Below are 26,647 nucleotides of genomic sequence, written 5' to 3'. Positions count from 1 at the left end.
GTGCAATGCTATTTTCCTCGCTAACTGCTTCGTCTTCTAAGTTACTGACAGCCTCTAAATCATCGGCGATGGGTGCAATGCTATTTCCCTCGCTAACTGCTTCGTCTTCTAAGTTACTGACAGCCTCTAAATCATCGGCGATGGGTGCAATGCTATTTTCCTCGCTAACTGCTTCGTCTTCTAAGTTACTGACAGCCTCTAAATCATCGGCGATGGGTGCAATGCTATTTTCCTCGCTAACTGCTTCGTCTTCTAAGTTACTGACAGCCTCTAAATCATCGGCGATGGGTGCAATGCTATTTCCCCGGCTAACTTGTTCTAGGTTGTTGTCGGAACCTTGTTCGGATGTCTCCAAGTCTGAGGGCACAGTCATAGGTATTATTGATTTTATTTAGGTTTTACGTTTATTAGTCTTGGGTGCAGGTGGTAGCAGAAATCAGTTTCTGGATTAAGGGCGATCGCTCTTTTTACTTTAAGCCCATTGGTTAGCTATAATTTTTTTTAGCCATCAATCACGATCGCAATTTTGCCGATCGCGCGACCCGTTTCGCTGTAAGTGTGGGCTGCGGCTACTTCTGCTAAGCTGTAAGTGCGATCGACAATCGGCTCAACTTTATCGGATTCTATTAACTCCCGCAAAGCCCCTAAATCCCTGGGGTTGGCATTGGCTAAAATAAATTTAGCTTTTTTGCCCGATATAAACCAGCTCGTTAACATCGGTGCGAGGTTGTCTAAACTCGGCAAAGTCGAGATATAAACTCCCTCTGATTGCAGCACATTTTCGCATTCAGCAAATGTTCTTGTCCCGACAGCATCCAAGATTATATCATATTTTTCGGTCTGTTGAGTAAAGTCAACTTCCGCGTAATCCAGAACAAAATCTGCTCCCAAACTCTTGACAAAATCTCTATTTTTAGCACTGCAAACTCCCGTTACTTCCGCATTCATTGCTTTCGCAACTTGCACGGCAAAAGTGCCGACTCCGCCGGAAGCACCGTTAATCAATACTTTGTTTCCTGCTTGAATTTGACCCAAATCTCGGAGCGATTGCAAAGCTGTTAAACCTGCGATCGGTACTGCTGCTGCTTCTGCATGAGTGATGTTTTTAGGTTTAAAGGCGGCATCGGATTCTGGCACGACAGCGTATTCGGCGCAAGCACCCCCATTGATTGGATTTAAGAAAGTATAAACTTCATCTCCGGGTTGAAATTTGGTGACTTCCCGGCCGACTTCTACGACTACTCCCGATATGTCAGAACCGACTATTCGAGGAAAGTTATATCCTGTTAATAGTTGCAGGTGTCCTTGCCGGATTTTCCAGTCTACGGGATTGACGCTGCTAGCGCGAACTCGCACTAAGAATTCGTTGGATTTGGCGATCGGTTTTTCCAACTCTCGGTACTGCAATTCCTCGGCTGAACCGTAGCGATCGAACGCAACTGCTTTCATGGCAAATTTTCCGGTTTATTTCCAATAGAATACTCAATCCTTTACAATTACAGCACATTCGATCTAAATGTGACACAGTAAATTGAGCTAGACTTGTAGCAGCGGGCGATCGACTCTTGGAAGCCGACCGACTGGGCGCAGGCGTGAGGCAACGGGCCCGCTGGCGAGCGTGCGATCGACTAGGGATTAAAGTTAATAGGAACAGGGCGGGCGATCCCATAACCCTGAGCATAATCTACTCCAATCTCCCGCAATTTTTCTAAGATAGTCTCGTCTTCGACAAACTCAGCTATAGTTTTAAGATTCATCGCATGGGCAATACGATTAAACCCTTCAACCAGCGCTTGAGAAATCAAATTATGACTAATATTCTTGACAAAAGCGCCATCTATTTTTAGATAATCCACTGGTAAATTTATCAGGTACGCAAAGGAACTCAACCCACTGCCAAAATCATCTAAAGCAAAGCAACAGCCAATCTTTTTGAGTTCGCTCATGAAATATCTGGCTTGCTCAAAGTTGGCGATCGCTGCCGTTTCCGTGATTTCAAAACCAATGGTTTGTGGTGGAACTTGGTAGCGAGAAAATTGTTCGATTAAAAACCTCATAAACTGATTGTTACTAATGCTAGCCCCAGAAATATTGATCGTATACAAGCCTTGACTAAGAACATCTTTATCCGGCAACTTGTGATAGTTTGAGAAAAATTTCTCGATGACCCAACAATCGATCTCAGTTATCAATCCGTAACGCTCGGCGGCTGGAATAAACTCATTTGGAGATACTATTTTTCCATTTTCGTTCAGCATTCTGATCAAAATCTCATAATGCTCTACTAATGGTTTAGAGGTAATAGAGACAATCTTTTGGTAGTAGAGACAAAAACGATTCGTTTCCAACGCTCGACTGATTTTGGAAACCGCCAGTCTCTCACCACGTTGTCTAATTAGTTCGCCATCATCTAGGCGATAAAGATGAACACAGTTGCGGCCTCTGGCTTTTGCCGCATAACAAGCTGCATCAGCCGCTCCTAGAAGCTCCATCAAATTTTGGCTTGTTTCGTCAATGGCAACAACTCCAATACTGACCCCGACGATCAAGATTTTGCTATCCCAAATAAACCGAAACTGATGCACTAAGTCTTTGAGTTGTTCCGCAATCTTAGCTGCTTGAGAGAGGGGACATTGACTAAGCAAAAGACCAAATTCATCACCTCCCAAGCGCGCCAGCGTGTCATTAGCACGGACTCCCTTTTGAATAAGTGCACTGATTTGGCGCAGTAGCTCATCGCCAGCAAGATGACCTGCGGTATCGTTAACGACTTTGAACTGGTCTAAATCTAAATAACAGAGAGCGTGCTGCTGATTGCTATCTTTAACAGAGGCGATCGCATCAACTAAATGTTGCTCAAATTTTCGACGGTTGATTAACCCCGTCAGGGCATCGTGACTAGCTTCCCAAGAGAGTTGACGGGTGAGATAGCGCGATTCGGTAACATCATGAAAGACGATGACTACCCCAATAATTTGACCTTGGCGGTCTCGAATTGGTGCTGCTGAGTCCTCAACTGCATACTCCGTCCCATCGCGGGCAACGAGAATAGTTTGGTGACCTAAGCTCACAATACGCTCCTCTAATAGAGCTTTGTTTATAGGATTCTCTACTGGCTCTCGCGTTACTTGATCGACAATTAGGAAGACTGTAGACAAAGGAACTCCTTGAACCTCATGAACCTTCCAGCCTGTCAGTCGCTCAGCTATAGGATTTAAATATCTCACATTACCTTGGGCATCCGTAGTAATGACCGCATCGCCAATGGATTGCAGTGTCACTTGAGCCAATTCCTTTTCGGCAAAGAGAGACTCTTCGAGACGTTGCCGTTCTTCAATTTCTCTCAACAGACGTAAATTTTGCTTTTGGAGTCTTTGTTGCAGCCTTCCAATAGTTAGGTGGGTTTCGACACGAGCTAATACTTCTTCAAGTTGAAATGGCTTAGAAATATAATCTACCCCGCCCGCAGCCAGCCCTTGAACCTTATTAAAAGTTTCATTCAGTGCACTCAAAAAAATTATGGGGATGTCTGCGGTGCTAGGGTCAGATTTTAATTGTTTACAAACTTCATAGCCATCAATATCTGGCAATTTAATGTCTAGTAAGATTAACTCCGTCGATGGCAATTGGGCAGCTCTGAGCGCCATTGCCCCTGTTAGAGCACTGCGTACTTTATAACCCTCTGCGCTCAAAGTATCCCTGAGAAGACGCAGGTTATCAGGCAGATCGTCAACAATTAAAATATTGCCTCGGTAGTTTTTAGCTCGATCGCTAACCCGATCGCTAGTTCTATCGATAATCATACAGATTTCCCTAGTTTCTTGCTAGACGACTATAAACATATGCACAAATAGTATAGTTGAATTACTAGCTTATAAAGCTCACTTTACCCAGAAAGAAGTCCTGCGATCCCCGATATATTGGTGTGGCAAGGGGGCGCAGACATACAAAATCTGAAGAGTTCGGTTAGGGGCAGCCCCCCGTGCTTGCCCTTCTTCGCTTCGTCTAACATCAGAAGCAGAGTATTTAAACCTAAGCAGCCGATTTATGAACAAGCGCATTTCTCAAATGGCAAGTCTACTCGTCATTGCGATCGGATGTCTCGTGCTGCTGGGTTGGCAATTTAATATTTCCCTACTCAAAAGTGGTTTTCCCGGTATGACTTCGAGCATGAAAGCAAACACGGCACTTTGCTTTTTGCTGGCTGGAGTGTCTTTGAGATTGTTGCAGTACCAAAGAACCCGACTGTACAATCGCATCGCTCAAGGAATGGCAGGATTCATCATCATCATCGGTTTGCTGACGGTGAGCGAGTATATTTTTGGTTGGAAACTGGGTATTGATCAGTGGCTTTTCCGAGATTTCGTTTCTTCAGCGGCTCCTTATCCGGGAAGAATGGGAGTAAATACCGCCCTAAATTTTGTGCTGATGGGACTAGCACTGTTACTGTTAGGGCAAAATTCCCAACGGGATACTTGGTTGGCTCAGATTTTTAGTAGTGTTGCAGCTTTAATTTCTCTACTAGCTTTATTTACACACTTATTCAATGTCGATATTCTTGAACGGTTGGTCACAATTACGACGACTCAACCCCTAAATACGATCGCCATCTTTTTCATCCTCTATGGAGGAATTTTATTGCTCCGCCCCAACGAAGGATTAATGCAAGTAGTAAGCAGTCGCCTGGTCGGCGGAGTAATGGTTCGGTGGTTGCTGCCTTGGGCGACGACCTTTCCAGTGACACTGAACTGGTTCACTCTTCAGGGACAAAATTTAGGCTGGTATAACGCTAATTTTGGCTATACATTGCGTTCAACTGTTATGGTTGTCACGTTCTCAATTCTCATCTTGGGGACGGCTCGCTTTTTGAACCAGATAGATTATAAGCGCCAACAAGCCGAAGCAGAAATTAAAAAACTTAACGAAAATTTAGAAATTCTTGTGGCTGAACGAACAGATGCTTTACAAAAATCGCAGGCTCGTTTTGCGGGCATTCTAGAAATCGCCAATGATGCAATCATTTCAGTCGATCGCACTCAACGCATTACCCTGTTTAATCAAGGGGCAGAAAAGATATTTGGCTATAAAATTGAGGATATTTTAGGGGAGCCACTGAATTTACTGCTGCCAGAACAGTTTAGAAATGCACACCCGCAGCATATCAAACAATTTGCACAGTCTTCTACCAGAGCGCGAAGGATGGGAGAACGAGGCGAGATTTTGGGTCGTCGTCAAGATGGAACGCAGTTTGCGGCTGAAGCCTCTATTTCTAGGCTGGAAATGGGAGACGAAACGGTATTTACGGTTATTCTGCGCGATATTAGCGATCGCAAACAAATTGAGATGGCTTTACGAAACAGTGAAGAGCAGTTTCGCCATGCGTTTGAAGATGCCTCTATCGGGATGGCGATCGTTTCACTTGATGGGCACTGGATTAAAGTCAATCCTGCCTTATGTCAGATTCTTGGCTACTCCTCAGAAGAGTTGTTAGCATTAAGTTTCCAAGATATCACCCATCCTGACGATTTAGACGCGGATCTTATTTATGCACATCAGCTATTAGCAGGAACAATTTCAACTTACCAACTGGAAAAACGGTATTTCCATAAACAAGGACATATTATTTGGAGTATTCTTGATGGCTCGCTAGTACAAGATGCACAGAGAAATCCCTTGCATTTTATTGCTCAAGTCCAAGACATTACCGCTCAAAAAGAAGCTCAAAAGACGCTAGAACTTCAAAGCGTTATTATGAATAATATGGCAGGAGGAGTATGTTTGATTAAAGCCTCAGACCTCACGATCGTCTACACCAATCCTACCTTTGACGCTATGTTTGGCTACGCAGAGGGCGAACTCGCAGGTCAACCCGTGGGTGTCTTGAATTATGTCGATACAAAGGTTACACCAGATGTAACCTTTCTAGATATCGTTACTCAAATTCAACAGACCGGCGAAGCGAAATATGAAGTCCAAAATAAAAAGAAAGATGGAACTCTCTTTTGGTGCAGAGTTCATACATCCAAGTTTGAGCATCCTGAATACGGAACTGTATATGTTGCGGTTCAGGAGGACGCAACAGAGCTAAAACTAGCTGAGCAAGCCTTGCAAGCTACCACAAATCGCCTCAACTTTCTTCTAAACTACAGCCCCGTTGTCATTTTTAGCAGTAAACCTGCTGGCGATTATGGCGCAACGTTCATCAGCGAAAATATCAAAGATATATGGGGCTACGAAACCAGCGAGTTTTTAGAAGATTCTCAATTTTGGGTGAATCACTTACACCCCGATGATGTAGGAACAGTGGTTCATGGCTTAGCAAATCTATTCATTAATGATTTGTATTTCCAGGAATACCGTTTTCGTCGCTCCGATGGGGTTTATCGCTGGATGCTCGCTCAGTTTAGGCTAATTCAAGATCATTCAGGTACACCAGTAGAAATTTTAGGATATTTAATTGATATTAGCGATCGCAAACAAGCTGAGTTGGAATTTCACCAGGCAAATGAAGCAAACCAAGCCAAGACTGTCTTCCTCGCCAATATAAGCCACGAACTCCGCACCCCCCTCAACTCAATTTTGGGATTCACGCAATTGATGAGTTATGAGAGCAATCTGACTCCTTCTGTTCAAGAACATTTACAGATTGTGAAGCGTAGCGGTAAACATTTATTGGACTTGATTAACGATATTTTAGATTTATCCAAAATAGAGAGCGGACGGATGACCCTCAATCCTTCTGACTTTGGTTTGACAAATTTGCTGACTTCTATTGAAGAAATGTTCCAAGCTAAAGTCCAATCTAAAGAATTGCAACTAATTTTTGAGCTAGATCCCGACATTCCTCAATTTGTGCATAGCGACGGGAAAAAACTCTATCAAGTCTTGGTCAATCTCCTTAGTAATGCGATTAAGTTTACCAATCAAGGAAGCGTCACTCTACGAGTAAGAGCAGCACAAAGAGACAAAACATCCTGTCACCTATCTTTTGAAGTTGAGGATACAGGTGTGGGAATCGCGCCCACAGAAATTGAGAGCCTATTTAAGGTATTTGTGCAAGCCGAAGCTGGGAAGAATTTGAGTCAAGGCAGTGGGCTTGGTTTAGGGATCAGTCAAAAACTCGTCAAACTCATGGGCGGTCAAATTCGGGTTAAAAGCACTTTGCACCGAGGTAGCACTTTTTCTTTTGAGATTGGTGTACAGTTACCTCAAGCCGAATCCTTACCCCCAGAATCAATTAATCAAAGAGTAATTAATTTAGCTCCCGGACAACCGACTTACCGCATTCTTATTGTTGAAGATTTAGGAGAAAATCGTCGCTTGTTAGTCGAGATCCTGATCTCGGTTGGTTTTGAGGTGAGAGAAGCAAAACAGGGAGTGGAGGCACTCTCACTGTGGGAGAGTTGGCGGCCCCACCTGATTCTGATGGATCTGCAAATGCCGATCGTGGATGGCTACACAGCTACTAAATATATTAGAGAACGCCCTCAGAGCCAAGAAACTGTCATTATTGCTTTAACTGCCAGTATTTTTGAAGAAGAGCGAGAGAAAGTTCTTATGGCTGGCTTTAACGACTTTATAAGCAAGCCATTTCAGCAGAGAGACATCTTTGACAAAATTGCTAAATATTTGGGAGTGCAATATATCTACGCAGTCGTAGAACAAACTCACAAGAAACTATTGCTTGAAACGCTGTCTGTAGAAGATATATCTGTGATGTCCCCTCACTGGTTAGAACAAATGTATCACGCCGCTTACTATCTCGACACCGAAGTTATGAACGAATTAATTGTACAAATTCCTGAATCTAAAGCAGGTTTATCTAAGGCACTAACTGATTATATCAACAATTTTAATTATGACCGAATTATGGAGTTAATTCGACCTCTGCTGCCGAATCCACTTTAGCTATCGAGTTTAAGGAAAAAGAGGCTATAGTGCTTTCAGCAGTGGCTATATTTCCAATAGAAACCAACCTGGAAAAAGATTTGGAAGTTTTTGGATATGTGTGTTGCAGATATCAGCATGAGGCAATGGCATTGCATTAGATTGAATGTGCTGTATCATATAGCAATTATATTTTGGGTGTGAATGGGATTGATTTTTTTTATTAACCGCAGAGAGAGACAGAAATGATTGATTTAACCGGAAAGGTAATTTTAGTAACGGGCGGCTCGAAAGGGATTGGTGCAGTGACGGTTCGGACTCTGGTTAATGCTAGGGCTGAGGTGATTTTACATTACTGTCGCAGTCACCAAGCGGCGGAATCGGTAGCAGCAAGTGTTGCGGGCGATCGCTGTTATTTATTAGCAGCAGATTTGATGCTAGAAAATGCGGCTGCGAGTTTGTGGCGAGATGCGGTAAAATGGCGCGGTCATATTGATATTATAGTTAACAATGCTGGGATTATGCAGTCGGCGGGTATTGAGGAGGAATTCGATATTTGGTCGTCGGTTTGGCAGCAAACTTTACAAGTTAATTTAGTTGCTGTTGCTGATTTGTGCCGGGAAGCAATTCTACATTTCAAAACTCGCAGTGGTGGTACAATTATTAATATAGCAAGTCGCGCTGCTTTTCGCGGCGATGACCCTAATTACCTCCACTATGCCGCCTCAAAAGGTGCGATTGTTGCTTTAACTCGCAGCATTGCTAGAGGATTTGCGGCTGAGAATATTTTGGCTTTTACTGTTGCACCGGGATTTGTCAGTACGGAAATGGCAGATAAGTTTATTCGGGAGTTTGGCGAAGCAGAGATTGTGCGCGATATCCCGATCGGCAAAATCGCTCCTCCTCAAGATGTCGCCAATGTTATTGCCTTTTTAGCCTCTGGTTTAGCCCCGCACGCTACGGGGACAACGATCGACATTAACGGTGCCTCTTACGTGCATTGATGCTATCCGTGATACTGCACAAAACATCTAATTGTAGGGTGCGCAATGCGCACCTTACGACTACCTCCAAAGACTCATGAACACACATTTTGCCACCAACCAATTTATAACCTTAGCCAGACGCGAAAACAGCAACAAATAAATTAAATTTTATAAAATACTACCTTAAGGAAAACTGATTATGACAGCAGATAACGGTACAAACACCAAACGAGTTGCTATCCTTATCGAAAATGGAGTAGAAGATTCCGAATTCCTAGTTCCTTACAATGCCTTAAAACAAGCAGGATTTGAAGTAGTTGTTCTCGGTTCCCGTACTAACGAAAAGTATGCCGGTAAAAATGGTAAAGTTTCCCAGCAAGCTGACGGAACTACCACTGAATCAGTAGCAGGAGAATTCGATGCAGTGATAATTCCCGGCGGTATGGCTCCCGATACTATGCGGACTAATCCCAATACAGTGGGGTTTGTCAAAGAAGCTTTCGAGCAAGGAAAAATAGTCGCTGCTGTTTGTCACGGGCCGCAAGTTTTGATTGAAGCCGACTTGCTAAAAGGCAAAAATGCGACTGGTTTCTTGGCAATAAAAACCGACATGATTAATGCCGGAGCTAACTACATCAACGAACCTTTAGTAGTTGATGGTAACTTGATTACTTCCCGCCAACCGGGCGATTTAGCAATATTTACTACTGCAATTCTGGCTCGCCTCGGTTACGGCGGAAAAGCAGTAGGTTTACCCGAAGAAACTGACAGCAGTGCAGAATGGTGGAAACTAGCTAATGCTTGGGGAGGCTCCACACAAGGCGATATTGCTAAGGGTTTGAATACCGCCCTCGCAGGGGAACGTTATGCTTGCGAAGCGTTTCAAAATTATGCGGAAAAAACCGGAGATAGCGATTTGCGATCGTTCCTTGCAGAAATGGTTCAAAACAAACAGCACCACATCCTCGCTCTGGAAAAGCGCCTGAACGATTTCGGCGAAAAACCCTCAATTCCCGCCCAAATTGCTGATAAATACGCTAAATTAAAAACTTCGCTACAAGGAACTGATGAAACGTTTTTGTTGCGAACCATTTTGGGCGATTTGCAAACCGGTGTTGTCGATATCCACAACCTGCGGGCCCAGTTTACAGATCCGGTATCAACTGACATTTTTACAGAGATAGAAGCGGATTTGTCTAAGTGCGAGCAAGCCTTTGCTAAACTCTTCCGCGCCCGTGCAGTTTCCGAGGACATTAAGCCACCAAAACCTTCGACTAGCCCCGCTGTTACGATGTAACTAGCCACCGGATCAATAAATTTGTAGTTGTGCCAAGGGGTTAAAACCCCCACCTAGAGCGCAACTACAAATTTGCTATGCAATAATAAAATATACGCCTTTGCGGTAAAATAAATCCCAAGACTACAAAGCAGATGCTAAATTAACTGCAAGGTGGAGAATTTTATAAAATGGGTTCTATCTTTGTTTCAGCAGGACACGGCGGGTTTGAAGGCAGCTTGCGGGATATGGGGGCGATCGCACTTGGCACCACCGAAGCCCAGGAAATGATCCTAACTCGCGACTTATTAGTAGCCGAATTGCGGCAGCGAGGCATAGAAACTTTCTCGGTGCCCGATACTCTGAGTTTGCTAGAAACTATCGCTTGGATAAACAACCGCAGCCTCGCGGGAGATGTAGCGGTAGAAATTCACGGCGACTCTTTTTCTAATCCCCAAGTTCGCGGTGCCACTGCGTTTTATATTGGCAGCAACCCTAAGCGAAAAGCAGATGCGGATTTAATTTTAAACGGCTATTTACGCAGGTGCCGAGAAATACCAAGCCGTGGCGCAAAAGCAGATACTGAAGCTGGTGTTGGTAGCCTCGGATTTTGTCGGCGCGTCAACATTCCTTCGCTACTGATTGAACTCGGTTTTTTGACCAGCCCCGATGACTTGCGAATTATTCAAACTCGTCGCCGCGATGTCGCCCTCGGACTCGCTGACGGGCTCGAAGCTTGGTTAAAAAATACGAATTTGAAACCCTTGCCAACACCAACACCCGCACCGACACCAGCGCCGACACCAGCGCCGACACCTGCACCAACGCCCGCACCGACACCCGCACCAACGCCCGCGCCGACACCTATAGTTTATCCCTTGATTAATATCCAAATTAACGGTGGGCCGCACGAAGATAAAGGCATTTTGGTGAACGGAAATTCCTTTGTCCCTTCCGAAGTTCTAGACCTTCTCAACGTCGAACCAGAGGCAGTCGATCGCCGGGTAACGTACAATGGAGTAGTTTTCGTGCGGGCGATCGATTTGCGCGATCGGGATATTTCCGTAGCATGGGATCAGTCTACAACATCAGTATTACTGCGATCGCGCCGTGATATCCTCTCAGGCGTAGCAAAAATCATGGGTCGGGGTCTAACTACCGCCCAACAAATGACAGCATTTCTCGCCAAAAATAACAGCAAAGCCTCAGCAAACTTTCCGAGTTTACCTCAAATTTACGTGCAAGAAGCAGCCGCAGAAGGAGTTAACCACGACGTAGCTTTTGGCCAAATGTGTTTAGAAACAAACTATCTCAAATTTGGCATTGCAGTAAAAGCAGAACAATTTAACTTTGCCGACATGGGAGTCATCAGCCCCACAAATTCCGGTCTCTCATTTCCCGATGTCAGGACAGGAATTAGAGCGCAAATTCAGCACCTAAAAGCTTACGGCAGCATCGAACCTATCGACCAACCTTTAGTCAAAGAAAACGTGCGTTTTCGCTTTGTCAAGCGCGGTGTCGCCCCCACAGTCAACGAACTTGCCGGTCGCTGGAATTCTGACCCATTATACGGAGAAAAAATCATCAATATCATCCGGCTTTCCTACGAAAATGCAGGTTTATTGTAGTCAGTTGACTGTTGACAGTTGACAGTTGATAGTTGTCAGTTGTCATCACTCAACGCCGTCAACAGTCAACAGTTAACAGTCAACAGTCAACAGTCAACAATGCCCAATCCCTCCGCTTCGCGCTCGCCCAATTCCCAATCCCTCCGCTTCGCGCTCGCCCAATTCCAGATTATTAAATAACTATGGTTTCTAGCAACATCCAATTTTCCGACATTCAAAATAATTGGGCCAAAATATTTATTGACGGCTTAGTAGAACGGTCAGTAATTAGCGGATTTCCCGATCGCACTTTTCGCCCCAACAGCAACCTCACCCGCGCCCAATTTGCCGCCATTGTCAGCAAAGCCTTTCCCATACCCGACAAACGGCCCTACATTCCCTTTATCGACGTTCCCGCCACTTACTGGGCCGCCGCCGCCATTCAAACAGCATATAAAAGAGGGTTTATTTCCGGCTACCCCGACAACCTGTTCCAACCCGAAAATAGGATTACCAGAGCCGAGGCATTAGTTGCTTTAGTTAGCGGAGTATTTGGCTCAAATAGTGTACCAACAAGCAATCTTATCCTATCAAACATCTACCTAGACAGCACAGAAATTCCCAACTATGCCAAAAATGCGATCGTCATAGCCACCCAATCCGAAATAGTTGTAAACTATCCAAATTTAAACTTATTAAATCCCGCCGGAAGCGCCACCCGATCCGATATTTCAGCCTGGGTTTATCAAGCATTAGTGTATCTCAAAAAAGCACCAGCAATATACAATCAATATATTATAGTTCTCAGCAAAGTTCCCCGACCCCAAGTTTACGTAAACCACCAGCGAGAATTTCGCGGAGTTTGGATAACATCAGTGTGGAACATAGACTGGCCGTTCAGCAACAAACTCTCAACAGAACAGCAAAAAGCCGAACTGTTAAAAATTCTTGACAGGGTACAAGAAATGAATTTCAATGCAATTATCCTCCAAATTAGAGCAGCAGGCGACGCCCTTTACGCCTCACAATTAGAACCTTGGAGTTCATGGCTGACAGGAACTCAAGGAAAACCACCAGAACCTTATTATGACCCTTTAATATTTGCCGTTGCAGAAAGCCACAAACGCAACATAGAAGTTCACGCTTGGTTCAATCCCTACCGCGCCAAAGTTTCTTATACCCAAACCCCTCCCAACGTCAGCCCGCACATCTCTGTTACCAATCCCGAATGCGTTTATCCGTGGGGCGACGACTGGTGGATGGATCCGGGAATTGATTTAGTGCTAGAAAAAACTTACAACGTCATTTTAGACGTAGTAAAGCGCTACGATATAGACGGCGTTCACTTCGACGATTATTTCTATCCTTACCCGATTGCCGGCCAAGAATTTCCCGACAGCAAGATTTACAATAGTTATGTTTCCCGAGGCGGAAAAATGAATTTAGGAGATTGGCGTCGGGAAAATGTTAACAAGCTAGTTAAAAGACTAGGAGAAGGAATTCGAGCAGCCAAACCCAACGTTAAATTCGGCATCAGTCCCTTCGGCATATATCGCCCCGGCCAGCCGCCCCAAAGTCGCGGTTTAGATGCCTACGAAACACTTTACGCCGATGCCAAAAAATGGTTAGTATCAGGTTGGGTAGATTATCTCAATCCGCAACTTTATTGGCGCATCGACCAAACAGCTCAAAGCTATCCAGTTTTGCTGCAATGGTGGCTAGAAAATAACCCGCAAAATAGACATATTTATGTGGGAAATAACTTAGGAAAGCTTGACGGTCAGAAGTGGAATGTAGACGAAATCAACAATCAAATTGAGATTACGCGCAACTCCAAACAAAACTTAGCTTTAGGCAATGTTTTCTTCAGCATGAAAGCATTTAGTGACAATCGCCAAAAAATATACGATAATTTCAAATCTACTACATACACGCAACCCGCACTCGTTCCCGTGATGCCTTGGCAAAATGGAACGCGACCAGCCCCTCCCGCATCAGCCGTAGTCCAAAAAGTTGGCAACAGCAATATTTTGCAGTGGAAAAATCCCGCCGATAAAAACATTCGTTCGTGGACGCTTTATCAAAAAAATGGAGATAGCTGGAAGCTGATCAAAATCCTCAATGCAGACACAGTACAAGTAGCCGTAGGAACGGGAATTTATGCTTTGTGCGCGGTGAGTATCATGGCTGTAGAAAGTGTAGGAGTTTTCATAGAAATATAATCACAAGTTTAGCGAAAAATGATGGCATATAATGTTCATACGTTGCTGCAAATAGAAGCGATGGGCATCAAAACGCTGAACTCCTGAATCTAGATGTAACTCTTTGCAATCATGGTGCCTGCCAAATTCTATCAACCACTCAAACAGATTTTGCCCGTAACCTTTTGACCGCACTGTTTCATCAACAACCAAATCATAAACATACAAAAATCGTCCCCACGCCAAACACTCATCAATACAGAACCCTGCTACAGCAAATATTTGAGCATCTCGTTCTAAAAAAGCCAACTGGTAACCATTCTGCTTTTGACGCTGAACTTTCTCCAAAAAATCCTCTTGTTTCAGGTGTGGACGTAATTGAGCCAATATCGGAAAGCATTCAAGGATTTGTGAATCGGATTTTGCCAACTGGATCGACATAAACTAAAATCTATCGAAACTTCACTTCTAGACTATGATACCTAATTTTTGTCCATCCCATTGACAAAAAACTTTCGCCAATTCGAGCGAGTCACAAATGCCGATCGGGCGATCGAAGAAACAGCCCGCACTTTTCACATCGGAGACAAAACCCCCAAAGTTTCCCAAATGATTTACGGCAATCCTGACAACAGATAAATTCAACAGACAACTGACTAATAACTTCTTCCTTACGATAGAAGAAATATTGCAGGCAAATACGCTATCCTGTTGCCAATATTTTTGATCTTGAGGAAAAAACGGCTGTGGTTCCCTTACGCGACGAAAACCCGATCAGCATCACTCCCTACGTTACCTACGGGCTGATTGCTGCAAACGTATTAGTATTTTTGTACGAACTCTCCTTGGGCGATCGCCAATTAACGCAATTTTTCTACTCTTGGGCGGTAGTTCCTTGCCAGCTAAGCAATATGTGTCGGGTAGCGCTGCCAGTTTCGCCATTTCCCGAATGGACTACGCTAATTAGCTCGCAATTCCTGCACGCAGGCTTTCTCCACATTGCCGGAAATATGTTATTTTTGTGGATTTTTGGCAACAATGTAGAAGACCGTTTAGGACACGTCAAATTTATAATATTTTACCTTACCTGCGGCGTTTTAGCATCACTAACTCAGTGGTTTTTTTCCTCAGCATCAGCCATTCCGTCCCTTGGTGCTAGCGGCGCGATCGCAGGCGTGATGGGAGCTTACATTCTCAAATATCCCCAAGCCAAAGTTCTAACACTGCTGCCGTTAGGAATCTTTATTACCACCGTCAGAATCCCCGCTTTCTTCTTTCTCGGATTTTGGTTTGCACAGCAAGCATTGAGCGGGTTGGCTTCCTTAAATGCCCCTGCAAATGTCGGCATGGAATCCGGGGGAGTTGCCTACTGGGCTCACGCCGGCGGCTTTGTTTTCGGCGCTATTCTCGGCCCTTTGTTGGGACTTTTTTCTGAGGACGATAGGATTTAATTTTTCACCGCAGATGAATGCAAATTAACGCAGATAAACTGCCAACTAAATCGGCGTTTATCTGCGTTTATCTGCGGTTTCAAACCTCGGATTTTTTTTAAAGTTCGGTGCTATACTTGGCTCTTTGTTGTGATTTTTCTCTTAACGGGTGACAACGCACCTATAATGCTTGCTGCACAAGGGATAGGGCGTAGAAGCCACGTTAAAAATAGAGACGTTTATTTATGGGGCTTGAGCGCAATTAGACTTATTACCCAATCGTTCCATAATTCCATCCCATAGATCCACCGTTGTCCATAGAGGCTCAGACTAAATTCACTTTGTCGTGGGGTTTTGTCTTGATGCTCCGAGATCCGCCCAGCATAAATTTCTACACCTAATTTCTTGATCCATTGTCCGTGAATCGTTGCCAAACTATAAGCGAGCGAAATCAACAAGACTCAAGCTAACAAACGAGCTTCATTGACCTTGGTATCTTCTCGCATTATCACCACCAGTTTTGTAATCTTTGAACATCTGTTCGATGTCCCACCGACAACAATAAACATCTAAAGTAAGCTTCAGATTAGGGAGATTTGTCAGAATGTACCAAGGTTCTTTTGGCCCTGGCTTACGATATTTTCGTTTCCAATATACAGCCAGATTAAATGGCCCTAAACCGTCTCCTTTATTTCCCAAAATATTCTGATAAAAATTGGACATCCCAGGTTTGAAGCCAAGCTTTTTGAGCACTTGATAGTCTTCACCTAAATTCTCTTGAAATTGGAAGTCTTTTTTCGCTCCGTAGTGCAAAAGATACACCCCTGTCATCAAGCCATGATGCGAGTTTGGGGCTATGGAACTCTCGCTCGCCATTATACCAAAACGGGGTATTTCTTAAATAGAATAAGGACTGTACCTAAAAGTCGTTTTTGAGTCTTGAGGTCACTGTTACCTGACTTCTTTAAGAGTTCCCAATATATTGGCAGAGCATGAGTTCCCCAGACTAGACTAACCATAAATATATTATGTCCTTTCCACTGTGTCCGGTCGATTGTAACGATCCAATAGCCATACTTTTGATGTTTGAGTTTTCGTACACAACGACGTTGTTCTCGGTTTAAGCGCTTGGACGTTTGCTCTTGCCGAATCCAATATTTAATCAGGGGAAACCATAACAGTTTGACACACAACTGAGGCAACACTCTCAAGCGTTGTAAGTTTCGGAAAGCGACTTTGATATTGAATCGGTTGAGGAAAGACACTGGCTAATACGGAGAGCTTGACCTGACGATGAGCCTGAAGCAATAACAACAGCAGTTGTAAGGTTAAGTATTGGCTTTCATTGAGATGAGTGCACAGGATTTTTTAGTATGATGGGGGGAACATTTTGTTTTTTGGGGAGCTCGTGTGGCTCCTTATTTTTTTACGTTATTATTCTCTCAAACCTTTGTCCTGTTTAGACTAGAAGTGCCTTGTCACCCGCTAAGCGACGCAGCAAGCGGCTGATATCTTGAATGTATCGCGACCATTTCTTGTGAATTTGCTAGATGAAGGAGCAATTCCTTATATCAAAGTAGGTTCCCATCGGCGGATTCGATTTAAGGATTTAATCATTTATCAAGAACAGCGAAAAGTGATGCGTCGCCAAGGACTTAAGGAATTAACTCAATTTCTTCAAGAGGAAGGATTTTACGAAGCAGGAATACACGATATAGCTCAAAATTAAGGATGATGAACTATGAAAGACGATCGCATCAATATTTTTTACAGCAACCAAAATGAAGGCTACATTGCTGATATTCCTGATTTAAAATACTGTTCAGCTTTTGGCGAAACCCCAGAATCAGCTTTGCAGGAAGTACAGATTGCTAAAACAGCATGGCTTGAAGCTGCAAAAGCTACGGGAAAACCCATTCCCGAACCAAAATATCGACCTGCAATATATCAACTTACGACTTGAAAAACATCGCACAAATCCACCTTACTGCATCCGATCGATCGTCCGATACTGCACCGCCTCCCCCACATGATTGGTTTTCAAACTTTCATCCCCCGACAAATCAGCAATAGTCCTAGCAACCTTCAAAATTCGATCGCTCGCCCGCGCCGAAAGCCCCAACTTCCGAATCGCCATCTCCAATAAATTCCGCGAAGCATCATCCAACTGACACCATTGGTTAATGTGACTGCTTTGCATCTCCGCATTACAGCGCAAACTAGATTCCGACTGAAAACGGCGAGTTGCGAGCTCTCGCGCCCGCTGCACCCTCACCCGCACAGGTTCCGACTCCTCCCCCGTCGGCTGTCGCGTAATCTCCTCCGGTTTCAAACGATTAACCGCCACCTGCAAATCAATCCTATCCATCAAAGGCCCCGAAAGTTTTGCCCAATATTGCTCTCGCTTTTGCGGCGAACAAGTACACTGTTGGATCGAGTCGCCGTAATAACCGCAAGCGCAAGGATTTGTACTAGCAACTAAAGTGAATTGTGCCGGAAACATCACCGATTGTCTAGTTCGAGAAATAGTCACATACCCATCTTCCAGCGGTTGTCGCAAAAACTCCAAAACATCTCTTTTAAACTCAGTTAATTCATCGAGAAAAAGGATGCCGCGATGTGCTAAAGAAATTTCACCCGGACGCGGAAAACTGCCGCCACCTACCAAAGAAGGGCCGGATGCCGAATGGTGAGGACTGCGAAAAGGCCGATCGCTCACCAGCATTCCCTTATCCTTCAACAACCCCGCCACCGAATGAATTTGAGTCACATCCAAAGCTTCATCAAAAGTCAGCGGCGGCAAAATACCAGGCAAACGTCTCGCCAGCATCGTCTTACCGCTCCCTGGCGGCCCCACAAAAATCAAATTGTGTCCCCCCGCAGCCGCAATTTCCAAAGCCCGCCGCGCGTGAATTTGCCCCTTTACATCCTTTAAATCTAGACCCGAAAATCGCGTTTTTGCTAACTCTTCTTTACCGTTTACTTCTACAGGCGAATAAACTTCAGGATTGTTCAAAAAATCAGTAACTGCAAAAATATTTTCAAAACCGTAAACAGATATTCCCTGCACCAAAGCGGCTTCTTCCGCATTACCAGCCGGTACAATTAACCCAGAAACACCCATTTTGGCAGCAGCAGCGGCGATCGGCAACACCCCAGACACAGCCCGCAAACTTCCATCTAAGGACAGTTCGCCCAAAAACAAATAATCTCCCAAAAGTTCAGCGCTGACTTGTTCCGACGCTGCCAAAATGCCAATGGCGATCGGCAAATCAAAGCTCGGCCCTTCCTTCCGCAAATCCGCCGGAGTTAAATTTATCACAATACTCCGCATCGGAAAAGCATAACCCGAATTTTTTAGCGTAGCCTTAACCCTTTCTTTAGCTTCTTGCACCGCCGAATCAGGCAACCCCACCACCACAATTTTCGGCAGCCCCCCCGACACATCAGCCTCCACGCCCACCTTTACCGCGTCAATGCCTACGATCGATGCACTCCAAACCCTAGCAAGCATTTTTTCTCGATCCCTAATTTGCCTGTCTTTGATTCATCATATATTATGATTAACAATGACTAATGAATATCGGAAGAAGCAAGAAAAACTTTTCCTTGCCTCTTCCTTTTCTCTTTTTGCTCCTCTGCTGCTGAGTCTTCCCCCTTCCCTCTTCTCCTTGTCCCTTCCATCTTCCCCCTTCCGTCTTGCACCTTCCCTCTTGGGCCTTCACCCTGCCACCTTCCCTCTTGGGCCTTCTTCCTTCTTCCTTCTTCCGTCTTCGGACGGACTTACATCCGTTACATCCGTTACATCCCGTACATTGCTCGTTGCCGAACTTCCCTCTTCCTTCTTCCCTCCTCCTTCCTCCCATCCGTTACATCCGTTACACAATCCGTTGCCGAACTTCCTTCCTTAACACCCATGACAACTCAAGAAACGCTTTTCAGCAAAATCATCCGCAAAGAGATTCCAGCAGACATCGTTTATGAGGACGACTTGGCCCTCGCCTTCAGAGATATCAATCCCCAAGCGCCAGTCCACATCCTCGTCATTCCCAAAAAACCTATTCCCAAATTAGCCGATGCCGAATCGGGAGACCAGGATTTGATGGGACACCTGCTGCTGACTGTCAAGCGGGTAGCAGAACAAGAGGGCCTGTCCAACGGCTATCGCGTCGCGATCAATACTGGTAATGACGGCGGCCAAACTGTAGACCACCTCCACCTTCACATTCTCGGCGGACGGCAGATGAACTGGCCCCCCGGCTAAAGGTTAATTTTGCAGGCTCCATTTACGAACTCATCTTCACAAACCCGGTTGATTGCGATTAGCGCCTCAGAAACCGGGTTTTTTGGTCAACAAATTTTTGCCGCATATCTTTGATGCGAGTCGGTCAACCGCAGATGTCAGGCCGATCGACACAGATGCGGGGCAGATAATTTTAAGATGGTTTTGGCATGAATGCAACCAGTCTATTGAGAATGTAGTTCGATCGCAACTTCCCCCTCGACTTGGCCGCCAGTGAAGTCACCCCGGTAGCAACGATTGCTCCTTCAATCAACAGCTAAAATTAGCTTTTTGTTTGAGAAAATATAACTTAAGAGACTTATGTCTCATCTTATTTCCGCTGCAACGCTCGCCATCAAAATGCTTCGCAGTGAGGACTTTACTCCTGGTAATGGATGCGGACTGAAGTCCTCACTACAAACAGTTAATTTACCGGACGTGATATCTTAATTAAGAATTATTATATTTGGCGATCGTCAAAGTGGCAATATTTAATTGGCTTAAATTTGAAAAACTCGCGCTTGGGAAATCTCAAGTATTAGCTTGGGCGATCGCATTTTTCAGCGGCATTTTGATGGCATTGACAACAGCACCATTCAATGCTTGGCCGTTAGCCTGGATTGCATTAGTTCCGCTGTGGGTTATGGTTGTCAGTTATGAACGACCAATAATCACAGAAAAAAAACAAAAAGTTCTTCCTTCTTCCTTCTTCCGACTTCCCTCGGACTTCTTCCTTCTTCCTTCTCTCTGGGGAATTGGCTATCACGGATTAGCCCTATCTTGGATTATGGGAATACACCCCATGACTTGGTTGGGAGTTCCTTGGTGGCCCAGTTTGGCGATCGCACTTTTTTGCTGGACATTCATCACCCTTTGGGGAGCCGCATTAGTCACCGTTTGGGCGTGGCTATGTGTAATTCTCAACTCCCTCACTTTCCCCGGCAAAAATCCTATTCTTATTCTCAATTCCCCCCCTTGTAAAGGGGGGGCTGGGGGGGGGGAAACTCAATTCTTAGCATTAACCCGCGTTTTAATTGGCACAGCTTTGTGGTGTGCCTTAGAAAGTATTTGGAGCACAGGTTCGCTGTGGTGGACATCACTATCATACACCCAAAGTCCGCACAATTTACCAATATTGCACCTCGGTCAACTCTCCGGCCCCGCTGCAGTAACAGCCGCCATTGTAGCAGTAAATGGCTTAATTGCCGAAGCTTTTATTGAAGGAAGAAGTCCGAGGGAAGTCGGAAGTTCGGCAACGAGCAATGTACGGGATGTAACGGATGGGAGGAAGGAGGAGGGAAGAAAGAAGAAGGGAGAAGGAAGACGGAAGAATTGGGTTGCTTATATTTTGCCTGCGGGTTTGTTTTTAGTTTTGCATATTGTCGGCTGGAGTTTGTACAATCGCCCCTTAATTCAAGAAGCCGGAACATCATTAAAAATTGGGATTATTCAAGGAAACATTCCTAACGCAATTAAGTTTGACTCAGACGGGTGGCGGCGCGCTTTGGAAGGTTACACCGCTGGATACAAAGAGTTAGCAGACAGAAAAGTTGATGCTGTGTTAATTCCAGAGACCGCTTTGCCTTTTATCTGGACAAACGAGTATCAGCGTTCCACTCTTTCCTTTTATCAAGCTATTCTCGAACGCGGTTTAGTGGCTTGGGTTGGAGGATTTGGACAAGAAGAAAACGGTCTCACTAATAGCTTATTGGCGATCGATCGCACTGGAGCAATTGTCGGCCGCTACGATAAACTAAAGCTAGTACCTTTAGGCGAATACATCCCTTTTTACGAAATCTTAGGCGGGATTATAAATCGGCTGTCACCCTTAGATGCTCGTTTAGTACCAGGAAACTCAAAACAATTATTTGATACGCCCTTTGGCCGCGCCATCGTCGGAATTTGTTACGATTCCGCCTTTGCTGAAAATTTCCGATATCAAGCAGCACAGGGAGGCGAATTTATGATTACAGCTTCCAACAATGCCCATTACAAACCGCCGATGCTGGCCCAACATCACGCCCTCGATGTGATGCGTGCAATTGAAACAGATAGATGGGCCGTTATCGCAACTAATACGGGGTACTCTGCTTTTGTAAATCCTCACGGCGAGACGATTTGGAAATCTCGACTCAATACCTACGAAGTCCGAGATGCTACTATTTATCGGCGAAAAACTCGGACTCTGTACGTGCGCTGGGGAGATTGGCTGACACCTTTATTGTTAGTTTTAGCTGGGTTGATGCGGTTGATTGTTAGAAATTAATTTTAGTAAAGGGTTTGCTGGTGGGGCGGGGGCGGGTTTATTGAATCTGTCTGCACTATCAGGATTATTGGTGAATTCGCCCCTACAGTTCACTCGTTGCTCAGGTACGTCGCTCGCTCAATTATCGATTTTTTTCAGTAATTTTCAATAGCGACGCACCCTACAGTTACTAACAACTAACAACCAACAACTAACAACTGAGGGCGGGCACGCACCATCCACCGCCCCTACCAACTAACAAATAACAAATAACAACTAACAACTAACAACTAATGACTAATGACTAATGACTAATGACTAATGACTAATGACTAATGACTAATGACTAATGACTAATGACTAATGACTCTACTTATCTTTCACCTGTTGGTGAACGCTAGGAGATAAAGAAATTAAATCGTCCATATTGCGCTGCATGGCAGCACAAATATTGTCCAAAGGCAAATCATTGTCATCGTGACCGAAGGGATTTTCTATCTCAATGCCGATTTCTTCGATGCCGAACAAAGTAAAACTAATTAAAGCCACAACAGGGCCGGTTCCCCAAGTCAAGTCCTTCACCATTTGAAAGGGTAGTGCCAAACAGTAAATCAACAATAGCTGCTTCAGGTGAATTGTGTAAGCCAAAGGGATAGGTGTCTTCAAAATCCGCTCGCAGCCACCTAATACATTAATCATAGAGCTGAGCAACTCCTTCATAGCAGTTAACTGATATACATCGAGGCAATTTCGCTCGTACTGATTGTGCAAATAATCCTCAATCCAAAAGGCAATTTCTAGCGGCGGATTGTTCATCAACTTGAGCTTTTGATACTGCGATGGGGACATCAACGGCTCCAATTCTGAATTTATTGATTCTTGGCGCAAATGCAATTTCATCGATACTGCAAAGGCAGGCAACAGGCGCAGGGCTGACTTTTTGGTGGTGTTATCCTGCGGGTCTTTTTCCTCAATTGCTACCCAGATTTGGCGCGCTAAATTGCGGACGTTGTTGACTAAGGTTCCCCACATTTTCCGACCTTCCCAAAATCGCTCGTAGGCTGTGTTTGTCCGAAAAACTAACAGTAAACCCAGCACAATACTCGGTACAATACTAGATAAAATGGGCAAGGAAACCGGCCATTTCAAAAAGTGCAGCAGGGAAATAAAAATTCCAAAGCCGCCGCACAGTAAAACCCGGGGCAAAATTGAGAGAATGACAGAGCCGCGAAGCTGTAATGCAATTTTAAACCAAGACGGTCGATCGACATTCATGCAATTCTCCTCATAAAATTAAATCACTCATCTGCGCCCACAGTCTATTTTCGATTGGCGATTGACAAGGGCAGGTGCAATCTGGGGGTTGGAACTTTGGTCTAAAATTGGGGCTTTTCACAACTTCTATAGGGCGCTGGTATCCCTATTGGGGTGCGGTGAGAGCTTCCGAAAAAAGCTTTCCTACAAACAACCTTTGGATTTTACCCAAAAAATTCATCTTTAGGATCGATCTAAAATCTAAAATCTAAAATCTAAAATCTAAAATTGATTGACTGATGCACTTAATTAGGTAAGATTGGTTGTGTATCTTTAATATCTCAGCTTCCGTGCAAGAGCTACCGACATCTTTGCCCCCGAATTCTCCCCGATTGCCCAACCAACGGTGGCAAATTTATGCGCCTCAACCGCAGCAAGCCGAACAGTTTGCCGCCGAAATCGGTTTGTCGTCTTTGCTAGCACAGGTACTGATTAACCGAGGTATCGATTCTGTTGAAGAAGTGCAAGGGTTTATCGAACCGGAATCTCTGGTTTTGCCCGCGCCAATGGATGAGTTTCCCGATTTGGCTGCGAGTGTCAAATTGTTGCGGGAGGCGATTTCGGGAGGGCAGAAAATTGCGATTTGCGGCGATTACGATGCTGACGGGATGACGAGCACGGCTTTGTTGCTGCGAGCTCTCAGGAGTTTGGGCGCAAATGTGGATTATGCTATTCCCAGCCGGATGCGAGAAGGTTACGGGATTAACGATCGCATTGTAGAAGAATTTCACGCTGAAGGTGTCGCTCTGATTCTGACAGTTGACAACGGGATTGCAGCCTATGGGCCCGTTGCCAGAGCCAGAGAACTCGGTGTTAAAGTTATTATTACAGACCACCACGATTTGCCACCAAAACTACCGCCGGCGGATGCTATTCTCAACCCGAAATTAATTGCGGAATCTTCGCCTTATCGCGGCTTGGCTGGGGTAGGTGTTGCCTATGTTTTGGCGATTACTTTAGCTCAAGATTTGAATAAAGTTGGTGGGTTAGTAAATCCGCTGCTGGAGTTATTTACTTTGGGAACTATTGCGGATTTAGCTCCTTTGACTGGGGTTAATCGCCGCTGGGTAAAGCGGGGTTTGCGACTGTTGCCTCACTCGCAATTGGCGGGGGTTCAAGCTTTGATTCAGGTGGCGGGAGTACAGGCGGGAAGTGCGGAAACTTTACCTCTTTTTAATTCAAAAAGTCAAGCTAATAATACGTTAAAGCCTGAAGATATTGGTTTTCGGCTGGGGCCGCGGATTAATGCTGTGGGGCGGCTGGATGACCCTCAAATTGTGATCGAGTTGCTGACGACGGATGATCGCGAATTGGCACTCAAAAACGCGATGCAGTGCGAACAAATCAATCAGCGCCGGCAGGAGTTGTGTCAGGAAATTGAGCAGGAAGCGATTGCTTGGTGCGAGAAAAGTGATCTCGATTTGCAGCAGGAACGGGTGTTAGTTGTGGTGCAACCCGGTTGGCACCACGGGGTGATCGGAATTGTGGCTTCTCGGTTGCTGGAACGTTACGGCGTACCCGTTTTTATCGGTACTTTTGAGGATGAGGGTGGCGAAAAGGCTAATATCATCCGGGGTTCGGCGAGGGGAATTCCTGAATTTAATGTATTTGACGGGCTGAATTTTTGCGCTGATTTGTTAACTAAATTTGGCGGACATAAAGCGGCTGGCGGTTTTTCTATGCCGGCCCAGAATCTCGAACAATTTCGCCATCAACTGTCAGTTTTTGCCAATCAATGTTTGCAGCCAGAACACCTCAAACCGCTGGTTTCTGTAGATGTGCGAGCGGATTTGGCTGAGATTAATCTCGATCTTTACCGACAAATTGATGCTTTGGAACCTTGCGGAATTGAAAATAAAGCTCCTGTATTTTGGACGGCTAATGTTTGCATTGCGGAACAGAAAATTGTGGGTAAAGGAGGCCACGTTAAACTAACTGCAACTCAAGATGAAAAAGGCTCGCCTAGTGTGAAGGGGATTGCTTGGCGTTGGGGGGAATATTTTCCTTTGCCTCGGCGGGTTGATATTGCTTACCGATTGCGGGAAAATAGTTTTAAGGGCAAGACATCGGTTGAGTTAGAATTGTTGGGTGTCCGCTTGCCTGCTAGTGCTGCTAGTTCGAGGCCGCCGATGTTTGGAAAAGTTGAGTTTGATTATTGCGATCGCACTTATTCTTGCAGTCTGTCTCCCGCCGGTTCTCAAGAGGAGTTGAGAATTCGCAACTCTCAAGGGCAAGTTTTGGCTGTTGCACCCGGACAAAACATCGGTTTGTTGGGCAACTCCCGCCTCGATGCTAGAGAAGTCGATGTATCTTTACCTTTTTTTGAGAATTTGATTCAAACTGCTAAACACGCCCTCGGTATTTGATTTAGCGGTTGTCATTTAATAACTCAAACATCTGCCACACTTCTCTTTTTATAGAAGTCGCCGGTAAAGAAAGGCTCTTTCCCGCCTATCTATATTACTTTGGCTCGAACTGTTGCGATCGAGCTTAAATTTTAGATGCGATCGCAGTTCGATCTCTCAAAGGAGATACTCACCGATCCCTCATCTCATGTCGGATTGATTACTCTAACAAAAACGGTTTGTAGTGCGCCCGAAACTCCTTTGTTTAAGAGCCGACGGTCGTCCGCACTACGAACCTGTTGGAAGAGCGGACGGTCGTCCGCACTACGAACCTGACGCGCGTGTGGTTAATTGAGCGGACATGATATCAATCCTTCAATGCCCCAATCTCAAATCGAAAAATGGAAAATCTCAAATCGATTGCCGATCGAGCTTTGGGAATGAGTGCATCACATTTAAAACCAAAACTCCCAACTCTCGATCGCCACCTAGCGTGCTATAATTACAGATCGCCGCCTTTAGCGGCCAATAGAAAAATCACGATCGGGCCCGAAAGCACGACTGCTGCGAGTAAAGCTACTTGAACAATGAGTTGGTAGTTTACACCGTCGAGGCCGCTGAAAAGATCGGTTATAAAGTCCATGTGTCCTCCTGACTGTAGTTATTAAGTCTAGATTGTTCAATTAGAAAATCCGCTTCTGATTTTACCGGGCTATTGTCCCTATTTTTTAAGGAAGTTTACAAAATTCAACAAAATGTAAAGAACGATCGACCTCCCAGCGATCGCGCATTCCGGTCAAAAACTCCTCTATTGCTCGATAGGGGAAGAGAATCCGAGAGGAACTAATGAACGAGCGAGCGAGTAAACCAGGATTTTGTACGCATCCGAAGCCGGGACTTTCCCGCCTCCGGCGCTGGCACTTGATATACTACCAAAAGCTGAAATATTCTGGGGTTTCCGATTTTCCCGCTAGCGGGCCCAATCTAAAATCTCAAACTTGTAGGCCTCCGTCGCAGTATCTAAACTCTAAAACTTGTACACTCGCGACTTGTCCGCTGGCCTAGCCGAAGCAA

18 protein-coding genes and 3 pseudogenes are annotated in these 26,647 nt (G+C 45.0%); 12 read left to right on the top strand and 9 right to left on the bottom strand.

Annotation, left to right across the window (positions count from 1 at the left end):
* From QUA01_RS06130 to QUA01_RS06120, 3 genes and pseudogenes are all read right to left on the bottom strand, one after another.
* Positions 1–373: pseudogene (locus tag QUA01_RS06130) on the bottom strand (hypothetical protein); the annotation flags it as partial.
* Positions 374–501: 128 nt separating this feature from the next.
* The gene (locus tag QUA01_RS06125) at positions 502–1,449 is read right to left on the bottom strand and encodes an NAD(P)-dependent alcohol dehydrogenase (RefSeq protein ID WP_333088023.1); all 948 of its coding nucleotides are present in this window, start codon (positions 1,447–1,449) and stop codon (positions 502–504) included.
* 179 nt (positions 1,450–1,628) lie between these two features.
* Positions 1,629–3,803: an EAL domain-containing protein gene (locus tag QUA01_RS06120; protein ID WP_333088022.1), complete on the bottom strand. Its 2,175-nt coding sequence runs from the start codon at positions 3,801–3,803 to the stop codon at positions 1,629–1,631.
* Positions 3,804–4,047: 244 nt separating this feature from the next.
* Here QUA01_RS06120 and QUA01_RS06115 point away from each other — a divergent pair, with 244 nt between their 5' ends.
* The 5 genes from QUA01_RS06115 to QUA01_RS06095 all read left to right on the top strand — a co-directional run bounded on the left by QUA01_RS06115 (position 4,048) and on the right by QUA01_RS06095 (position 13,978).
* On the top strand, positions 4,048–7,908 hold the full coding sequence (locus QUA01_RS06115; RefSeq protein ID WP_333088020.1) for a PAS domain S-box protein: 3,861 nt from the start codon (positions 4,048–4,050) through the stop codon (positions 7,906–7,908).
* Positions 7,909–8,132: 224 nt separating this feature from the next.
* Positions 8,133–8,891, top strand: a complete 759-nt coding sequence (locus QUA01_RS06110) for an SDR family NAD(P)-dependent oxidoreductase (RefSeq protein ID WP_333088019.1) — start codon at positions 8,133–8,135, stop codon at positions 8,889–8,891.
* 181 nt (positions 8,892–9,072) lie between these two features.
* Complete coding sequence (locus tag QUA01_RS06105; RefSeq protein WP_333088016.1) at positions 9,073–10,170, top strand: DJ-1/PfpI/YhbO family deglycase/protease; 1,098 nt, start codon at positions 9,073–9,075, stop codon at positions 10,168–10,170.
* A 170-nt stretch (positions 10,171–10,340) separates the two neighbouring features.
* Positions 10,341–11,777 carry an N-acetylmuramoyl-L-alanine amidase gene (locus QUA01_RS06100; protein ID WP_333088015.1) on the top strand — a complete coding sequence of 479 codons (1,437 nt, stop codon included), beginning with the start codon at positions 10,341–10,343 and terminating at the stop codon, positions 11,775–11,777.
* A gap of 182 nt (positions 11,778–11,959) precedes the next feature.
* Positions 11,960–13,978 carry a glycoside hydrolase family 10 protein gene (locus QUA01_RS06095; protein ID WP_333088014.1) on the top strand — a complete coding sequence of 673 codons (2,019 nt, stop codon included), beginning with the start codon at positions 11,960–11,962 and terminating at the stop codon, positions 13,976–13,978.
* Here the strand turns inward: QUA01_RS06095 and QUA01_RS06090 are convergent, their stop codons facing one another.
* Positions 13,979–14,398, bottom strand: coding sequence for a GNAT family N-acetyltransferase (locus QUA01_RS06090; RefSeq protein WP_333088013.1), 420 nt, complete (start codon positions 14,396–14,398; stop codon positions 13,979–13,981).
* Between the two features lie 60 nt (positions 14,399–14,458).
* Here QUA01_RS06090 and QUA01_RS06085 point away from each other — a divergent pair, with 60 nt between their 5' ends.
* Together QUA01_RS06085 and QUA01_RS06080 are read left to right on the top strand one after the other, a co-directional pair.
* On the top strand, positions 14,459–14,596 hold the full coding sequence (locus QUA01_RS06085) for an MFS transporter (RefSeq protein WP_228049856.1): 138 nt from the start codon (positions 14,459–14,461) through the stop codon (positions 14,594–14,596).
* Positions 14,597–14,703: 107 nt separating this feature from the next.
* Positions 14,704–15,408, top strand: coding sequence for a rhomboid family intramembrane serine protease (locus tag QUA01_RS06080; protein ID WP_333088010.1), 705 nt, complete (start codon positions 14,704–14,706; stop codon positions 15,406–15,408).
* A 202-nt stretch (positions 15,409–15,610) separates the two neighbouring features.
* Here QUA01_RS06080 and QUA01_RS06075 read toward each other — a convergent pair.
* Positions 15,611–16,752: pseudogene (locus QUA01_RS06075) on the bottom strand (IS4 family transposase).
* Positions 16,753–16,891: 139 nt separating this feature from the next.
* Between QUA01_RS06075 and QUA01_RS06070 the strand changes: the two are divergent.
* Together QUA01_RS06070 and QUA01_RS06065 are read left to right on the top strand one after the other, a co-directional pair.
* A pseudogene (locus QUA01_RS06070) lies at positions 16,892–17,116 on the top strand (helix-turn-helix domain-containing protein); the annotation flags it as partial.
* Between the two features lie 12 nt (positions 17,117–17,128).
* Positions 17,129–17,350: a type II toxin-antitoxin system HicB family antitoxin gene (locus QUA01_RS06065; protein ID WP_333088009.1), complete on the top strand. Its 222-nt coding sequence runs from the start codon at positions 17,129–17,131 to the stop codon at positions 17,348–17,350.
* A gap of 21 nt (positions 17,351–17,371) precedes the next feature.
* On the opposite strand, the gene QUA01_RS06060 is transcribed toward QUA01_RS06065, so the two are convergent.
* Both QUA01_RS06060 and QUA01_RS06055 read right to left on the bottom strand, forming a co-directional pair.
* Positions 17,372–18,901, bottom strand: coding sequence for a YifB family Mg chelatase-like AAA ATPase (locus tag QUA01_RS06060; protein WP_333088008.1), 1,530 nt, complete (start codon positions 18,899–18,901; stop codon positions 17,372–17,374).
* Between the two features lie 207 nt (positions 18,902–19,108).
* On the bottom strand, positions 19,109–19,273 hold the full coding sequence (locus QUA01_RS06055) for a hypothetical protein (RefSeq protein WP_333088006.1): 165 nt from the start codon (positions 19,271–19,273) through the stop codon (positions 19,109–19,111).
* Positions 19,274–19,303: 30 nt separating this feature from the next.
* Here QUA01_RS06055 and QUA01_RS06050 point away from each other — a divergent pair, with 30 nt between their 5' ends.
* The gene (locus QUA01_RS06050) at positions 19,304–19,651 is read left to right on the top strand and encodes a histidine triad nucleotide-binding protein (protein ID WP_194071011.1); all 348 of its coding nucleotides are present in this window, start codon (positions 19,304–19,306) and stop codon (positions 19,649–19,651) included.
* Between the two features lie 499 nt (positions 19,652–20,150).
* Positions 20,151–21,935 carry an apolipoprotein N-acyltransferase gene (lnt, locus tag QUA01_RS06045; RefSeq protein WP_333088002.1) on the top strand — a complete coding sequence of 595 codons (1,785 nt, stop codon included), beginning with the start codon at positions 20,151–20,153 and terminating at the stop codon, positions 21,933–21,935.
* A 348-nt stretch (positions 21,936–22,283) separates the two neighbouring features.
* Here lnt and QUA01_RS06040 read toward each other — a convergent pair whose 3' ends face one another.
* Positions 22,284–23,189 carry a bestrophin family protein gene (locus QUA01_RS06040; RefSeq protein ID WP_194070998.1) on the bottom strand — a complete coding sequence of 302 codons (906 nt, stop codon included), beginning with the start codon at positions 23,187–23,189 and terminating at the stop codon, positions 22,284–22,286.
* 329 nt (positions 23,190–23,518) lie between these two features.
* On the opposite strand from QUA01_RS06040, the gene recJ reads away from it, so the two are divergent.
* Positions 23,519–25,594 (top strand): single-stranded-DNA-specific exonuclease RecJ, encoded by a 2,076-nt coding sequence (gene recJ, locus QUA01_RS06035; RefSeq protein WP_333087999.1) that lies wholly within the window; start codon positions 23,519–23,521, stop codon positions 25,592–25,594.
* 481 nt (positions 25,595–26,075) lie between these two features.
* Here the strand turns inward: recJ and psb30 are convergent, their stop codons facing one another.
* Positions 26,076–26,216 carry a photosystem II reaction center protein Ycf12/Psb30 gene (psb30, locus tag QUA01_RS06030; RefSeq protein ID WP_106149210.1) on the bottom strand — a complete coding sequence of 47 codons (141 nt, stop codon included), beginning with the start codon at positions 26,214–26,216 and terminating at the stop codon, positions 26,076–26,078.
* Positions 26,217–26,647: the final 431 nt, after the last annotated feature.

This window comes from Microcoleus sp. S36a_B3 (assembly GCF_036700745.1).
Taxonomy (GTDB): Bacteria; Cyanobacteriota; Cyanobacteriia; order Cyanobacteriales; family Microcoleaceae; genus Microcoleus.
Note: the sequence above shows the minus strand (reverse complement) of the source record. Positions and strands in the feature narration are given on the sequence as shown.